Source organism: Klebsiella pneumoniae, from assembly GCF_000742135.1.
In the GTDB taxonomy this organism is placed as follows: Bacteria; Pseudomonadota; Gammaproteobacteria; order Enterobacterales; family Enterobacteriaceae; genus Klebsiella; species Klebsiella pneumoniae.
The window spans coordinates 4,106,512-4,120,106 of the sequence record NZ_KN046818.1 but is presented as its reverse complement, the minus strand read 5'-3'; the positions used below and the strand labels follow the sequence as shown (position 1 = coordinate 4,120,106).

At 58.9% G+C, this 13,595-nt stretch carries 17 protein-coding genes; 4 read left to right on the top strand and 13 right to left on the bottom strand.

Going from position 1 to position 13,595, the window contains the following annotated elements; genetic code table 11:
- The first annotated feature begins 35 nt into the window (after nt 1-35).
- Nucleotides 36-431 carry a YybH family protein gene (locus DR88_RS06190; protein ID WP_004890521.1) on the top strand — a complete coding sequence of 132 codons (396 nt, stop codon included), beginning with the start codon at nt 36-38 and terminating at the stop codon, nt 429-431.
- Here DR88_RS06190 and cysM read toward each other — a convergent pair.
- The 5 genes from cysM to cysP form a co-directional block, all read right to left on the bottom strand.
- On the bottom strand, nt 428-1,339 hold the full coding sequence (gene cysM / locus DR88_RS06195; RefSeq protein WP_004145610.1) for a cysteine synthase CysM: 912 nt from the start codon (nt 1,337-1,339) through the stop codon (nt 428-430). The genes DR88_RS06190 and cysM overlap by 4 nt on opposite strands.
- 118 nt (nt 1,340-1,457) lie before the next feature.
- Nucleotides 1,458-2,552 (bottom strand): sulfate/thiosulfate ABC transporter ATP-binding protein CysA, encoded by a 1,095-nt coding sequence (gene cysA / locus DR88_RS06200; RefSeq protein ID WP_002913623.1) that lies wholly within the window; start codon nt 2,550-2,552, stop codon nt 1,458-1,460.
- A complete protein-coding gene (cysW, locus tag DR88_RS06205) occupies nt 2,542-3,417 on the bottom strand; it encodes a sulfate/thiosulfate ABC transporter permease CysW (RefSeq protein WP_002913625.1) in 876 nt (291 codons plus the stop codon). Before cysW ends, cysA begins: the two co-directional genes overlap by 11 nt.
- The gene (gene cysT, locus DR88_RS06210) at nt 3,417-4,250 is read right to left on the bottom strand and encodes a sulfate/thiosulfate ABC transporter permease CysT (protein WP_002913626.1); all 834 of its coding nucleotides are present in this window, start codon (nt 4,248-4,250) and stop codon (nt 3,417-3,419) included. Before cysT ends, cysW begins: the two co-directional genes overlap by 1 nt.
- A complete protein-coding gene (gene cysP, locus DR88_RS06215) occupies nt 4,250-5,266 on the bottom strand; it encodes a thiosulfate/sulfate ABC transporter substrate-binding protein CysP (RefSeq protein WP_032443972.1) in 1,017 nt (338 codons plus the stop codon). The genes cysT and cysP overlap by 1 nt, the downstream gene beginning before the upstream one ends.
- 275 nt (nt 5,267-5,541) lie before the next feature.
- Between cysP and DR88_RS31775 the strand changes: the two genes are divergently transcribed.
- Complete coding sequence (locus DR88_RS31775; RefSeq protein WP_371920579.1) at nt 5,542-5,751, top strand: DUF559 domain-containing protein; 210 nt, start codon at nt 5,542-5,544, stop codon at nt 5,749-5,751.
- Between the two features lie 154 nt (nt 5,752-5,905).
- On the opposite strand, the gene DR88_RS06220 is transcribed toward DR88_RS31775, so the two are convergent.
- From DR88_RS06220 to DR88_RS06235, 4 genes are all read right to left on the bottom strand, one after another.
- Nucleotides 5,906-6,805: a Dyp-type peroxidase gene (locus DR88_RS06220; protein ID WP_004145614.1), complete on the bottom strand. Its 900-nt coding sequence runs from the start codon at nt 6,803-6,805 to the stop codon at nt 5,906-5,908.
- A gap of 94 nt (nt 6,806-6,899) precedes the next feature.
- Nucleotides 6,900-7,475 carry an RpoE-regulated lipoprotein gene (locus tag DR88_RS06225; RefSeq protein ID WP_002913630.1) on the bottom strand — a complete coding sequence of 192 codons (576 nt, stop codon included), beginning with the start codon at nt 7,473-7,475 and terminating at the stop codon, nt 6,900-6,902.
- A 61-nt stretch (nt 7,476-7,536) separates the two neighbouring features.
- Nucleotides 7,537-7,986 (bottom strand): DUF2919 domain-containing protein, encoded by a 450-nt coding sequence (locus DR88_RS06230; RefSeq protein WP_002913635.1) that lies wholly within the window; start codon nt 7,984-7,986, stop codon nt 7,537-7,539.
- The gene (locus DR88_RS06235) at nt 7,973-8,398 is read right to left on the bottom strand and encodes a GNAT family acetyltransferase (RefSeq protein WP_002913637.1); all 426 of its coding nucleotides are present in this window, start codon (nt 8,396-8,398) and stop codon (nt 7,973-7,975) included. The genes DR88_RS06230 and DR88_RS06235 overlap by 14 nt, the downstream gene beginning before the upstream one ends.
- A gap of 211 nt (nt 8,399-8,609) precedes the next feature.
- Here DR88_RS06235 and amiA point away from each other — a divergent pair, with 211 nt between their 5' ends.
- Nucleotides 8,610-9,482, top strand: a complete 873-nt coding sequence (gene amiA, locus DR88_RS06240) for an N-acetylmuramoyl-L-alanine amidase AmiA (RefSeq protein WP_025862293.1) — start codon at nt 8,610-8,612, stop codon at nt 9,480-9,482.
- Complete coding sequence (gene hemF / locus DR88_RS06245) at nt 9,482-10,381, top strand: oxygen-dependent coproporphyrinogen oxidase (RefSeq protein ID WP_004145617.1); 900 nt, start codon at nt 9,482-9,484, stop codon at nt 10,379-10,381. The genes amiA and hemF overlap by 1 nt, the downstream gene beginning before the upstream one ends.
- A 43-nt stretch (nt 10,382-10,424) precedes the next feature.
- On the opposite strand, the gene eutR is transcribed toward hemF, so the two are convergent.
- From eutR to eutC, 4 genes are read right to left on the bottom strand one after another with little or no spacing between them, the layout of a single operon-like run.
- On the bottom strand, nt 10,425-11,477 hold the full coding sequence (gene eutR / locus DR88_RS06250; RefSeq protein ID WP_002913642.1) for an HTH-type transcriptional regulator EutR: 1,053 nt from the start codon (nt 11,475-11,477) through the stop codon (nt 10,425-10,427).
- A 45-nt stretch (nt 11,478-11,522) separates the two neighbouring features.
- Nucleotides 11,523-12,008, bottom strand: a complete 486-nt coding sequence (gene eutK / locus DR88_RS06255) for an ethanolamine utilization microcompartment protein EutK (RefSeq protein ID WP_004151997.1) — start codon at nt 12,006-12,008, stop codon at nt 11,523-11,525.
- Nucleotides 12,009-12,019: 11 nt separating this feature from the next.
- The gene (eutL, locus tag DR88_RS06260; RefSeq protein ID WP_004174905.1) at nt 12,020-12,679 is read right to left on the bottom strand and encodes an ethanolamine utilization microcompartment protein EutL; all 660 of its coding nucleotides are present in this window, start codon (nt 12,677-12,679) and stop codon (nt 12,020-12,022) included.
- 9 nt (nt 12,680-12,688) lie between these two features.
- Nucleotides 12,689-13,588, bottom strand: a complete 900-nt coding sequence (gene eutC, locus DR88_RS06265; RefSeq protein WP_004174901.1) for an ethanolamine ammonia-lyase subunit EutC — start codon at nt 13,586-13,588, stop codon at nt 12,689-12,691.
- Nucleotides 13,589-13,595 lie beyond the last annotated feature (7 nt).

Here is a 13,595-nt window from a genome sequence, read left to right as displayed (position 1 = left end):
GGCGGACAAATCGCTCACAACAAGGAGCACCAGAGATGCATCACCCTGACCTGGCACTGAAAGCGGTCATTGAAGCCTGCGATAGCGCTATCTCGCAGGAAGATTACGATACCCTGATGAGTTATTACGCAGAAGACGCCGCGCTGGTCGTCAAACCGGGCATGGTGGTCAGAGGGAAAGAGAATATCCGCAAAGCCTTTATCGCCATTGCCGACTATTTCCAGCACCGACTGGTGGTGACTCAGGGGAAAATGGAGGTTATTGAAGGCGGCGGCAATGCGCTGGTGATTATGGAGACCCGGCTGGATATCCCGACGGCGGACGGGATATCCCAGGTTACGCGACGCGCCACCTATGTCTTTCAGAAGCAGGGCGAACGCTGGCTGTGCACCGTCGATAACTCCTACGGCACCGACCTGCTTGATGATTAAATGCCCGCCCCCTGGCTAAAGTGTTCTTCGCCGAAGACGCCGGTGGAAAGGTAACGATCGCCGCGATCGCAGACAATCGCCACCACCACCGCGCCAGGATTTTCGCGGGCTATGCGTAACGCGCCCGCTACCGCGCCGCCCGAACTGACGCCGCAGAAAATGCCTTCCCGCACCGCCAGCTGACGCATGGTGTTCTCAGCATCCTGCTGATGAATATCCAGCACCGTATCCACCAGCGAAGCGTTAAAGATCCCCGGCATATACTCTGCCGGCCAGCGGCGGATCCCGGGAATACTGCTCCCCTCCTCCGGCTGCAGGCCAACAATGGTCACCGGTTTACTCTGTTCACGCAGAAAACGTGACACGCCGGTAATGGTGCCGGTGGTCCCCATACTGGAGACAAAGTGGGTGATACGCCCCGCGGTCTGCTGCCAGATTTCCGGCCCGGTGGTGGTGTAGTGGGCGTAGGGGTTATCCGGGTTGTTAAACTGATCGAGCAGTTTGCCTTCTCCGCGCTGGGCCATCTCCAGAGCCAGGTCGCGGGCACCCTCCATCCCCTGCTCTTTGCTGACCAGGATAAGCTCGGCGCCGTAAGCGCGCATCGCGGCCCGACGCTCCTGGCTCATGTTGTCGGGCATCAACAGCTTCATCCGGTAGCCTTTCAGCGCGGCGATCATCGCCAGCGCAATACCGGTGTTGCCGCTGGTCGCTTCGATCAGCACGTCGCCGGGCTGAATTTCGCCGCGCTTTTCCGCTTCGACGATCATCGACAGCGCGGCGCGATCTTTCACCGAGCCGGCCGGATTATTGCCTTCGAGTTTGACCCAGACTTCGCTGCCGTTGTCCGGTCCCAGACGCTGAAGTTTGACCAGAGGGGTATTGCCGATGGTTTGTTCGAGTGTATTCACGATTTTTACTCAATAAAAAAGCCGGGCGGCGCTTCGCTTACCCGGCCTGGCAGACGCGTGATAATTCCAGACCGGGTAAGCAGAGCCTCACCCGGCAAAAGCACATTGATTTAAGCTATCAGGCCGACTCCGCCAGAGCAAGCTCGCCGCGCGGCTCGATACGCTCGGTACCGTTGTACAACCGCGCGTTTTGCAGCCCGACGAACAGCCGTTCGCCGCGGGACGGCGCCTCATCGCCCGTTAACACCACGCTCAGCGGTTCGTCATACCACCCCAGAGGCTGAACGACTAATTGGGTGTAGTGCCCTTTCGGACTGGCCTCCAGGACCTGCACCGGCAGCGGCGAATCCAGGCTGGTCCGCCGGCTGATGTCCACTTCCCATGGGCGCAGGAACAGGTCCACTGGCCCCTGGTATGCCGGGGTATAGCCTAACGGCCAGCGGTGGGCGCCGACGTGGAACTGTCCACCGCGGATGACCCCCTGCAGGCGGTTCACTTCCCCCATAAACTCCAGCACGAAACGGGTAGACGGCTCACGCCATACGCGCTCCGGGGCATCGGCCTGTTCGATGTTGCCCTGGCTCATGACCACCACCCGGTCGGCAACTTCCATCGCCTCTTCCTGATCGTGGGTGACGAACACGCTGGTGAATTTCAGCTCTTCATGCAGCTGACGCAGCCAGCGGCGCAGCTCTTTACGCACCTGCGCATCCAGCGCACCGAAAGGTTCATCCAGCAGCAAAATTTGCGGCTCCACCGCCAGAGCGCGCGCCAGCGCCACGCGCTGCTTCTGGCCTCCGGACAGCTGCGCCGGATAGCGATCCGCCAGATGGGCCAGCTGCACCATCTCCAGCAGTTTGGTCACCTTGGCTTTAATCGCCGCCGCATTGGGGCGTTCGCGGCGCGGCAGCACGGTCAGGCCAAAGGCGATGTTATCGAACACCGTCATATGGCGGAACAGCGCATAGTGCTGGAAAACGAAGCCCACTTTACGGTCGCGAGCGTGCATCCGACTGACGTCGGTACCGTGGAAGCGGATATGACCGCTGGTCTGATGCTCCAGACCGGCGATAATTCGCAGCAGGGTGGTTTTTCCGGAGCCCGAGGGCCCCAGCAGCGCAACCATTTGTCCGGAAGGGATATCCAACGAGATATCATTCAGCACCTGGGTGCGACCAAACGATTTCTTAATATTGGCAATCTCAATGCTCATGATTTCCCTCCTGTTGCGCGCGTTCTTTCTGATTGGCCAGACGCCATTGCAACATACTCTTTAAAAACAGGGTCAGAATAGCCATTAACGTCAGCAGGGCAGCGGCGGTAAACGAGCCGACGGTGTTGTAATCCTGCTCCAGTAGTTCAATTTGCAGCGGCAGCGACAGCGTTTCGCCGCGGATCGAGCCGGAAACCACCGACACCGCGCCAAATTCGCCGATGGCGCGGGCGTTGGTCAGCACCACGCCGTACAGCAGCGCCCAGCGAATATTGGGCAACGTCACCCGGCGGAACATCTGCCAACCGGACGCGCCCAGCAGCACCGCGGCCTCATCTTCATGACTGCCCTGACTCATCATCACCGGCACCAGCTCACGCACCACAAACGGACAGGTAACAAAGATGGTCGCCAGCACCATGCCCGGCCAGGCGAACATGATTTGCAGATTATGCGCGTCAAGCCAGCCGCCCAGCGGACCGTTAGAGCCGTAAAACAGCAGATACACCAGACCGGCCACCACCGGCGAGACGGCGAACGGGATATCCAGCAACGTCAGCAGCAGCTGGCGCCCCGGAAAGGTAAAACGTGTCACCAGCCAGGCCAGCAAGGTACCGAACACCAGGTTCACCGGTACGGTAATCAACGCAATCATCACCGTCAGCCAGATGGCATGCAGCATGTCCGGGTTCGCCAGGTTTTCCAGCACCGGCATCAATCCTTTGCTGAAGGCCTGGATAAAGATGTAGAGCATCGGCACCACAAGGATGAAGGCGGAGACCAGCATCCCGACGCCAATCAGAAACCATTTTCCCCAGTTGATACGGGGCGCGTCGTAGCGTTTCAATTGAGTAACTTCCGCCATTAGTGACCTACCACGCGTCGACCAAAGCGACTCTGCAGGGTATTGATGGAAAACAGCAGCAGCAGTGAGGCGGCCAGGATCACCGAGGCGATGGCGCTCGCCGCCGGATAGTCAAACTCCTGCAGACGAATAAAGATCATCAGCGACGTCACTTCCGTCTTCCACGCGATGTTGCCGGCGATAAAAATCACCGCGCCGAATTCGCCGAGGCTGCGGGTAAACGACAGAGCAATGCCCGCCAGCAGCGCCGGCGACAGCTCCGGCAGCACTACCTTGCGGAAACTCTGCCAGCGCGTGGCGCCCAGCGTTTCCGCCGCTTCCTCATACTCGGGCCCCAACTCTTCCAGCACCGGCTGCACGGTGCGTACCACAAACGGGATGCTGGTGAAGGCCATCGCCACGGCGATGCCGAGCCAGGTATAGGTGACTTTAATATCGAACTTCGCCAGCCATTCCCCGTAAATACCGTTCACCGAAAACAGCGAGGCCAGGGTCAGACCGGCTACCGCCGTCGGCAGCGCAAACGGCAGGTCCATTAAGGCATCCAGCAGCGTGCGGCCCGGAAAACGATAGCGGGTCAGGATCCAGGCCATCAGCAGACCAAAGACGCCGTTAAAAATCGAGGCCACAAACGCCGACAGCAGCGTCACCTTATAGGCGGCTACCACCTGCGGGTTGGTGATCACATCCCAGTACTGCGCCCAACTCATCTGCGCCAGCTGCATCACCAACGCGCTGAGCGGTAATAACAAAATCAGACAGACAAACAGCAGGCTGGTGCCAAGGCTCAGGGTAAAACCCGGCAGCACGCGCTTGGACGACACAGCAAACATTACTTACGCCCCGCCGCCAGCAGTTTGTCCAGTTCGCCGCCGCTGGCGAAGTGGGTTTTCATCACCTCAGGCCAGGAGCCAAACTTATCTTCCACGCGGAACAGCTCGGTCTGCGGGAATTTATCCTTCAGAGCATCCATCACTTTCGGGTTGTTTACTCGATAGTAGTAGTCGGTAATGATAGTTTGCGCCTGTGGCGTATAGAGCCAGTTCAGGTAGGCTTTCGCCGCCTTTTCCGTGCCATTGGCTTTGACGTTTTTATCGACCCAGGCCACCGGGAACTCCGCCAGAATGTTGGTTTTCGGGATAACCACTTCAAATCCCTGCGCCTCATACTGCTTGCGAATATTATTCACTTCCGATTCGAAGCTAATCAGCACATCGCCGAGGCCGCGCTCGGCGAAGGTGGTGGTCGCTCCGCGCCCGCCGGTGTCAAAGACTTCGACGTTCTTGAGAAACTGAGTCATAAACTGTTCGGTTTTAGCTTTATCGCCGCCATCAGCTTTATCCGCCGCGCCCCATGCCGCCAGGTAGGTGTATCGGGCGTTACCCGAGGTTTTCGGATTCGGGAAGATCAGCGTAACGTCAGAGCGAACCAGGTCGTTCCAGTCATGAATGTTTTTCGGATTGCCTTTACGCACCAGGAAACCCATCGTCGAATAGAACGGTGAGCTGTTGTTCGGCAGACGGCTTTGCCAGTCGGCTGGGATCAGGTTGCCTTTGTCATGCAGGATCTGCACGTCCGTCACCTGGTTGTAGGTGACCACGTCCGCCTTCAGGCCCTGCAAAATAGCCAGCGCCTGCTTGGATGAACCGGCATGCGACTGCTTGATGGTCAGCTTGTCCCGGCCATTGTCTTTCGCCCACTGCTGCTCAAAAGGCGGGTTAAGGGCGGCAAACAGCTCGCGGGAGACATCATAGGAGCTGTTCAGCAGCTCCGTCGCCTGCGCCTGCGCCACCAGCAGCATGGAAGCCGCCAGCGCCAGATATCCTTTTTTCAGTGATTTAACGGCCATTGCGCACCCTTATCAACGTTGAACATTTTCTGATGATCATCATATTTATAACGGGTACGAAAGGAGTAACGGTTTTATATACCGTTTGGCGATTTGGAAGTCGAAAAGGGAATAAGCAACTGGCAAAGCTTAGCTGAAAGCGGCTCGCAGATTAGACGGGTCATTGTGACAAACGGCAGCCAGGCGTGCACTATGTTTATATGAAAAACACACAGATATTTGCTCGTCAGCTCAGACGTAGCTTAACGCCCGCAGAACGTCGACCAGGGTACTGACTGCGCAACCGCCGTTTTGCTAGCGACACGTTTCGCCGCCAGCGCCCCGTTGGCCCCTATATTCTCGGTTTCGCCTGCTGCGCAATACGGCTGGCGATTGAACTGGACGGCGGCCAACACGACGACGCCGCACCCGCTGGCAACAGAGCGAGGGATGGCGTGTTTTACGCTTCTGGAATAATGAGTTTGAAGAGCATGAAGATGCGGTGATGGAGGCGATACTTGAAGCGCCTGAGTCGCCGATGCCCTCACCCCTCCCCTCTGACTGAGGGAGAGGGAGTAAAAGAATCCGCACGCAGATCCCATAGCCGCACCTTACCGTCCCCTCTCCCCTTTGGGGAGAGGGTTAGGGTGAGGGGAAAAATTACAGCGCCTGGATACGCTCCAGCGACGGCGCGAAGTAATACCCGCCGGTCACCGGTTTGGTGAAGCGCAGCATCGCGTCGCGTTTACCGTCGGTATCGCCAAACATGCTCAGCAGCTGCTGCTCGATGTTATACAGGCGCGCGCAGTAGGCGCAGAAATAGAGGCCATGGGTGCCGCTGGCGGTGCCGTACGGCAGGCTCTGACGGACGATTTTCAACCCTTTGCCATCTTCTTTTAAGTCCACGCGGCTCAGGTGCGACGTGACCGGACGTTCATCGCCATCGATCTCTTCGTTAGCGTCTTTAGTACGGCCGATCATCATCTCCTGATCCGGCACGCTCATGCGGTTCAGCTGTTTGAGATTATGCTCCCAGCGCTGGACGAACACGTAGCTGCCGCCCGCATCCACGCCGTCTTTAATGACCGCCACTTCGCGGCGGGTTTCTTCCCCCGCCGGGTTTTCGGTGCCATCGACGAAGCCGCTGAGGTCACGCTCTTCCACCCAGCGGAAGCCGTGGATCTCTTCTTTCACGTCGATAGCGTCGCCAAAGGCGGCCAGCGCGGCCTGCGCCACCGAGAAGTTAACTTCATGACGGGCGGATAAAATATGAATCAGCAGGTCATACTGGGTGGACGGCGCCAGCCCTTTGCCATAGACCGGGAAATCTTTTAACTCATCCGCCCCTTCGCCGCCGCTCAGCTGACGCCAGACGTTATTGCCGAACGCCACCACCGCACCGAGTTTGGCGTCGGGGAATTTAGCCTGGAAGGTGGCCACGTTATCGACAAAAATTTTGCTCGCTTCGCGCAGGGCGTTAACGTCCCCTTTGAGATTGGCTTCAATCCAAATCGCCGCGCGGCAATGTTCCGGCAAAATGCCGCTCTGAACCTGAGACATCGCTCCTCCTGAAATGATGCAACCACAACGCTGTCGCGTTGCTAACGCGCCATTGTAACCGTTTTTCAGAGCTGTCGTGTCTCTTCAGATCAATTTAGCGACGCCAGATAATCTTGCTGACCTTCCAGTTTTTCAGCGTATCGTCGGAGGGCATCAGCTCGTCCGGACCGCTCCAGTGGCCAGTGAAGGCATAGCTGATATGCTGGCTCCCCTCGGCCTGACACTCGACGACCGCCCCGTTGTCATGGCTGCCTTTCTGGCAGTTGCCGAAGGCTTTGCTGTACAGGTCGCTAAACGGTGTGCCGATTTTCACGCCGCTGGCGGTTTTGATATCCGCATCACGCACGTCAATCCGGCTGATAGCACCGTTGTCGCCATTGATGGTCAGCGCCACGCTGTTGTTTTTCAGCGCTTCAAAGTAGTGGACGATATTGCCCTTATCGGTCTTCATTCCGCTGCGTAAACGGTAGTCGCTGCCCAGCGCATCGCTAATCGCCTGTTCATTGAGCGGCGTGGAGGCCGTCAGTTTACCCACTCCCTGCTCGGTCACCTCGGTGGAAGCGCCAAACCAGTTCCACGGATAGGCCGCCGACCAGTTGACTGCGCTCATCGTGGAGCAGCCGGTCAGCGCCAGCGGAAGTGCACAGAGCATTACACGTAGCGATTTCATATCTCAATCCTTTCTGAGTCATTCAACGCATGTTGGAGTTCACGATCGGCAAAAAGTGCCATTAAAAGGTGGTCTGGTGAAAACAGGCGCCCAGGCGACGGCTGGTTAACAGCCACCACAGGGCATAGCCATCCGCGACCAGCAGCGCAATGGTCAACGAGGAGGGAGATTCGCCGCTCAGCCATAGCATCGGCTGCCACAGCAACAGCAGCACTTGCGATAGCACCAGCAGCCAGCGCATTGCCCGCCACAGGCGCGGCAGGCGCTGACGATAGCCGCTAAGCAGAAAGGCCAGCACCGCCGGCACGCCTGGCAGTAAACCAAGCCAGAAGCGCTCGTGATCGGGATAGAACAGATTAAGAATCGCGTCGCCCTGCTGGCGCGATGCGCCGGCCATCAAAAACAGCACCCACGTGCGGGCCTGCAACAACAGCACGCACCAGAAAAGCAAAGGCAGGCGCAGACGGCCATGGGCATCAAAATCGGCGGGGATAAACTCAGTATTCTTCATCTTCGATCAGGCGCTTGCCCAGGGTCAGGACATCGGCGTACTCATAGCCCAACCGCTCGTACATTCCCTGCACCACGTCGTTGTCTTCACGGACCATAATGTTGATTTTCGGGCAGCCGCGGGCAATCAGCTTTTTCTCCAGACGGTTGAGCAGCGCGTTCGCGATACCCCGGCCGCGATATTCCGGATGGACGCCGAGATAATAGGCCGATCCGCGATGACCGTCATATCCGCCCATCACCGTGCCGACCACTTCGCCATTCACTTCCGCCACCAGAAACAGGCTGACGTCGTGATTCAGCTTGCGCTCAATATCCATCTCCGGATCGTTCCACGGGCGCAGCAGATCGCAGCGCTCCCACAGCGTCACAACCTCTTCGAAATCCTGCTGGCGAAAAACGCGAATCTCCATGGTATTCCCCACCATTGACGGTTAAAAACAGTGATTATGGCGCGAATATAACTGATAGCCAATATCAGGCGAAATCAGCGACAAAAAATGGCATAATATGACTTTGTCATGTATTGAAATGAAAAGTAAAACAATTCTTATTTTGAATGGTCGTAACGGCAAACGCGATACGATATAACATTGGACATCACTTGTTTACAATTCAGGCCGAATGAGCACTTTTAAATCCTTAAAAATACTTGCTTCGCGCCGTCAGGTGCTGAAAGCCGGGCTGGCTGCGATGACGCTGAGCGGCGTCGCCTCACAGGTCAGCGCAAAAGAACAGCCACTGAAAACGTCAAATGGACATAGCAAACCCGCCGCCAAAAAGGCCGGGGGTCGCCGGATTGTAATGTTAGATCCGGGCCACGGCGGCATCGATACCGGCGCTATCGGCCATAACGGCTCGAAAGAGAAGCATGTGGTGTTGGCGATCGCTAAGAACGTGCGCAGCATTTTGCGCAGCAACGGCATCGACGCCCGCCTGACCCGCACCGGCGATACCTTTATCCCGCTGTACGACCGCGTGGAGATCGCCCATCAGCACGGCGCCGATCTGTTTATGTCAATCCACGCCGATGGTTTTACCAACCCGAGCGCCGCCGGCGCCTCGGTGTTCGCCCTGTCAAACCGCGGCGCCAGTAGCGCCATGGCGAAATACCTCTCCGATCGCGAAAACCGCGCCGATGAGGTCGCCGGTAAGAAAGCGACGGATAAAGACCATCTGCTGCAGCAGGTACTGTTCGATCTGGTGCAGACCGACACCATCAAAAACAGCCTGACGCTGGGCTCGCATATCCTGAAAAAGATCAAGCCGGTACATAAGCTGCACAGCCGCAATACCGAGCAGGCGGCGTTCGTGGTGCTGAAGTCACCATCCATACCGTCCGTGCTGGTGGAAACCTCGTTTATCACCAACCCGAACGAGGAGAAACTGCTCGGCACCACCGCCTTCCGGCAGAAAATCGCCACCGCGATTGCCAACGGCATTATCAGCTATTTCCACTGGTTCGATAACCAGAAAGCCCATTCGAAGAGACGTTAATGAAACCCGATGCCGCGCAGGTAAAAACTTTTCTGCTCCAGCTCCAGGACAGCCTCTGTCAGCAGCTGAGCGCCGTGGATGGCGCGCCGTTTATTGAAGATGCCTGGCAGCGGGAAGGCGGTGGCGGCGGACGCAGCCGGGTGCTGCGCGAAGGCCGGGTGTTCGAGCAGGCGGGGGTCAACTTTTCCCACGTCCATGGCGACGCCATGCCTGCCTCCGCCACCGCGCACCGCCCGGAGCTGGCCGGACGCAGTTTTGAAGCCATGGGCGTCTCGCTGGTGGTTCATCCGCTGAACCCCTACGTGCCCACCAGCCATGCCAACGTGCGGTTCTTTATTGCCGAAAAGCCTGGCGCCGACCCGGTGTGGTGGTTCGGCGGCGGCTTTGATTTAACCCCTTACTACGGCTTTGAAGAGGATGCCGTCCACTGGCATCGTACCGCCCGCGATCTGTGTCTGCCGTTCGGCGAGGAAGTCTATCCGCGCTATAAAAAATGGTGCGATGATTACTTCTATCTCAAGCACCGCCAGGAGCAGCGCGGCATCGGCGGCCTGTTCTTTGACGACCTGAACACCCCGGATTTTGACCACTGCTTCGCCTTTATGCAGGCGGTCGGGAACGGCTATGCTGACGCCTATTTACCTATCGTCGAACGCCGGAAAGCCACGCCGTACGGCGAACGCGAGCGCCACTTTCAACTCTACCGTCGCGGCCGCTATGTCGAGTTCAATCTGGTCTGGGACCGCGGCACCCTGTTCGGCCTGCAGACCGGCGGGCGTACGGAGTCGATTCTGATGTCGATGCCGCCGCTGGTGCGCTGGGAATATGATTATCAGCCCGAGCCCGGCAGCCCCGAGGCGGCGCTGAGCGAGTTTATTCAGGTGCGCGACTGGCTGTAACGGCCGGATGGCGGCTGGCCACCCGGTAGCGGAGTCTCTTCCCTCACACCCACTGGCGCAGGCGATGGTGCAGCGTCATCGACGGTTTCTCAGCAAACAGCTGCTGATAGTCGGTGGCGAACTGCCCCAAATGCCAGAATCCCCACTGCATGGCCGCCTCCTTGACCGTCTCGCGCTCTGACCAGGGGCTTATCAGCTCCCGACGCACGGCGTTCAGGCGGATCCGTTTGAGCCAGGCGTTAGGACCAATCCCCAGTATCGCATGGAAGGCGTTTTGCAAGGTGCGACGGCTGACGTACAGCTGCTGGCACAGATCGAGAACGGTTAACGGCTCCGCGCTGTTTTCCAGCACATATTCGCGCGCCTGCGCCAGCAGGCGGCGGTAGCTCTGGTGGCTGACGCTCTCTGCACTTACCATCGGCTGCGCTTCTTCCAGCATCGTGCCCATCGCCAGCAACAGATTATCCCGCAGGACTTTACGCACGGCCGGCTGATGAAGGGTATCCGGATGCTCGCTAAAGGTGGCCAGCGCCTGTTGGACAAACCCCCACAGCGCGGCCTTATGCGGCTCGCGGACCGCCAGCGCTGACTGGTTGCGTAGCATATGTAGCACCCGTTCCGGGTGGTGCAGGAAACTGGCGTGACGCGCAATCACCTCCTGCGAAATCACTACCCCGAGAATGGTGTAATCATCCGGCGTGCTGAGCTCGAACTCCGTACCGCCGGGACGGGTGGCGATTTCTGCCCGGCCCAGACACTGCGAGCCGATAAACCCCTGTTCACCCCGGGTCGCCGGAATGCCAAACCAGAAGGAGTTCGGCCAGACCAGGCAGGACTGGCGCAGCGCCAGCCCGGTATATTCGCGGAAGACCTGGATCTCATCGAGTAGGATTTCGGTAAACTCGCCGCGAAACTGCCCCGGATGCAGCTGATCGTAGATCTGTTGCCAGGCGGTAATGGTCAGGGCGTGCTCATACACATCGGTTGTGTGTCGTTGATGAATATTGTCAATTTCAACCTGAGGCGTCAGCCTGGTGTCTTCCGGCAACGCCTCGCAACAGAGATGGTGCAAATTTGCAGAACGACGCTTTTTCATAATCGTTAAAGCCGGGGGCAAGCCGCTCCCGGCACCTCCGACAGGTTATGGATTTTTGAGACGATAGCGGCTACTGCGTTTTCGTAGCGTCCCTGCGGAAAAGAGCTGCTCCAGCGCCTGGCGGGCCTTATCCAGCGGCCAGGCAAAATGCGCGGCGACCTCGCCGGCCGTCATGCCCTGACGAACTGAAGCCAGCAGCGTCAGTAAGGCTTCCGATGAAGCCGGGTCAGCAGGCGGCATGGGCGCTGGCGGCGGTGGCTGAAAACCGCCGATCAGCCGCTGGGTATCCTCTTCCGGGCGGCCAATTTCCCGACGGCTGATCACGCAGCCGGTCCGCCGGGCAGCGGCGGCCCCGGCATCCAGCGCGGCGCGGCAGGCCGCCAGGTCGCCCTCCACCACCAGCGTTAACCTGCCCGGGTCGAGCACTTCATGACTAAGCAGGCGCACATTGGCCGCCTTAAGCATGGCATCCGCAGCGTCTACAGCCGCAACCATGCCCTCCACTTCTAGCAATCCCAGCGCATTGATCATCGCTCCCTCCATTACGCACGCTGTACAGGATGACGGGCAATATCGAGAACGGCATCGGTAAAGGCATTGCAGGCGGCTTTACAGGCGGCCTGGCTTCCCGTCAAAAAGGCGGCCGAATAGTTGGTTTCCGATGGCGGCGGGACGTAGGTCACCAGCTGAACGTCGGCCGACTTCATCGCCGCATCGATACCAAACGTCGCCTCCAGCGGCGGCGCCACCAGATAAGCGATCGGATCGCCCAACGCGATGCCAGCGGCCGATGAAAGATAAGAGCCGGTACGCGACACCACGTGCGCCAGAAAGGCGGTATCTTGCGCGTCGTTAGCCCACTGGAATGCCGCCCCACCTTCAATATGCGCCATCATGGCATCCAGCCCGGCGCGAACTTCCGCCGGGTTCGGGCCGCCAAGCATGATCAGTACTTCGCCGGCGGTAGGCGACGGACCATGGGCCGCGCCGGCGTAGAGGGAGCGGCCATAGACCACCTCCACCATCGCCTGCTTTGTCGCTTCGTCGGCGGCAATATACGTCACATCGTCAGAATCTGCCGTGATGAGTCCGAGGCTACGTATATGCGACGGTAATTTAAGCTCGCGCGCGAAACCGTCATTCACCGAGGCAATCACGCGCATCGCGGTAACCGAGGGTCGAATCAAATCTAATGCTGGCATGATGCCTCCTTAACGGCTCATGTTGATGCCGGAGGCTTTCTGCTCCAGCATGCGTTTGGCTAAATCCACGATCACCGCGGCGGCTTCTACCGGCGGGGTGCCGCCCTGGTGGATATTGGAGATACAGGTCCGGTCGGCCTCGACGGTGGTCGCCACCCGCGGGGAGTACACCGCGTAGCAGGAGAGGCTCTCCGACTGGCCGAGCCCCGGGCGCTCGCCAACCAGCAGGATCACCACCTTCGCGCCGAGGATCTCGCCGATCTGATCTTCAATCTTGACGCGGCCATAGCGCACGAAGAACGGCGTCCCGACCTTCAGACCCGCCTGTTTCAGGCCGGCAAGCAGCGGCGGCAGGATCTCTTCGTAGTTGGCGGTGATGGCATCCGTCGACAGACCATCGGAGACCACCACCTGCACATCCGGATCCATCACGCACTGCGCCTTCAGCGCATCAATCGCTTCCGGACTGAGGCGACGGCCCATATCCGGACGCGTGAGGTAGAGGTTCTTATCGCTAATCTCGGAACGCACTTCCAGCAGCCCCTGCGCTTTCACCCACGCTTCCGGCACCTCTTTGAGCACCGTGTCTTTCGAGCGCGAGTGATCGGCCAGGAAGCGCAGCAGCGCCTGAGTGCGCGGACGCGGGCCGGCGCGGCCGGTGCAAACGCGCGCCGCGGTACTGCGTTTTAGTTCGGTCAGTACTTCGGCGCGGTGCGGATGTTGTACCCCAATCCAGGCTTTCGCTTCCGCTGAGCCCAGGTCCAGCGCGCAGCTTTCCACCACCGCTTCGCTGGCGCAGGCGGCATGGCAGGCCGGCGTCGACGCTGCGGGGGCCTGCGGCTGCGACTGTGGTTGTCCCATCGACGCCATTACGCTGCGTACAATGTCTTCAATCTGTTTTTGATCCATGATGTGT

Bases quoted from the DNA above. Each gene is read 5' to 3' on its own strand.
- DR88_RS06190 (WP_004890521.1), top strand. From the start codon at position 36: ATGCATCACCCTGACCTGGCACTGAAAGCGGTCATTGAAGCCTGCGAT.
- cysA (WP_002913623.1), bottom strand. From the start codon at position 2,552: ATGAGCATTGAGATTGCCAATATTAAGAAATCGTTTGGTCGCACCCAG.
- cysW (WP_002913625.1), bottom strand. From the start codon at position 3,417: ATGGCGGAAGTTACTCAATTGAAACGCTACGACGCGCCCCGTATCAAC.
- cysT (WP_002913626.1), bottom strand. From the start codon at position 4,250: ATGTTTGCTGTGTCGTCCAAGCGCGTGCTGCCGGGTTTTACCCTGAGC.
- cysP (WP_032443972.1), bottom strand. From the start codon at position 5,266: ATGGCCGTTAAATCACTGAAAAAAGGATATCTGGCGCTGGCGGCTTCC.
- DR88_RS06220 (WP_004145614.1), bottom strand. From the start codon at position 6,805: ATGTCTCAGGTTCAGAGCGGCATTTTGCCGGAACATTGCCGCGCGGCG.
- DR88_RS06225 (WP_002913630.1), bottom strand. From the start codon at position 7,475: ATGAAATCGCTACGTGTAATGCTCTGTGCACTTCCGCTGGCGCTGACC.
- DR88_RS06230 (WP_002913635.1), bottom strand. From the start codon at position 7,986: ATGAAGAATACTGAGTTTATCCCCGCCGATTTTGATGCCCATGGCCGT.
- DR88_RS06235 (WP_002913637.1), bottom strand. From the start codon at position 8,398: ATGGAGATTCGCGTTTTTCGCCAGCAGGATTTCGAAGAGGTTGTGACG.
- amiA (WP_025862293.1), top strand. From the start codon at position 8,610: ATGAGCACTTTTAAATCCTTAAAAATACTTGCTTCGCGCCGTCAGGTG.
- hemF (WP_004145617.1), top strand. From the start codon at position 9,482: ATGAAACCCGATGCCGCGCAGGTAAAAACTTTTCTGCTCCAGCTCCAG.
- eutR (WP_002913642.1), bottom strand. From the start codon at position 11,477: ATGAAAAAGCGTCGTTCTGCAAATTTGCACCATCTCTGTTGCGAGGCG.
- eutK (WP_004151997.1), bottom strand. From the start codon at position 12,008: ATGATCAATGCGCTGGGATTGCTAGAAGTGGAGGGCATGGTTGCGGCT.
- eutL (WP_004174905.1), bottom strand. From the start codon at position 12,679: ATGCCAGCATTAGATTTGATTCGACCCTCGGTTACCGCGATGCGCGTG.
- eutC (WP_004174901.1), bottom strand. From the start codon at position 13,588: ATGGATCAAAAACAGATTGAAGACATTGTACGCAGCGTAATGGCGTCG.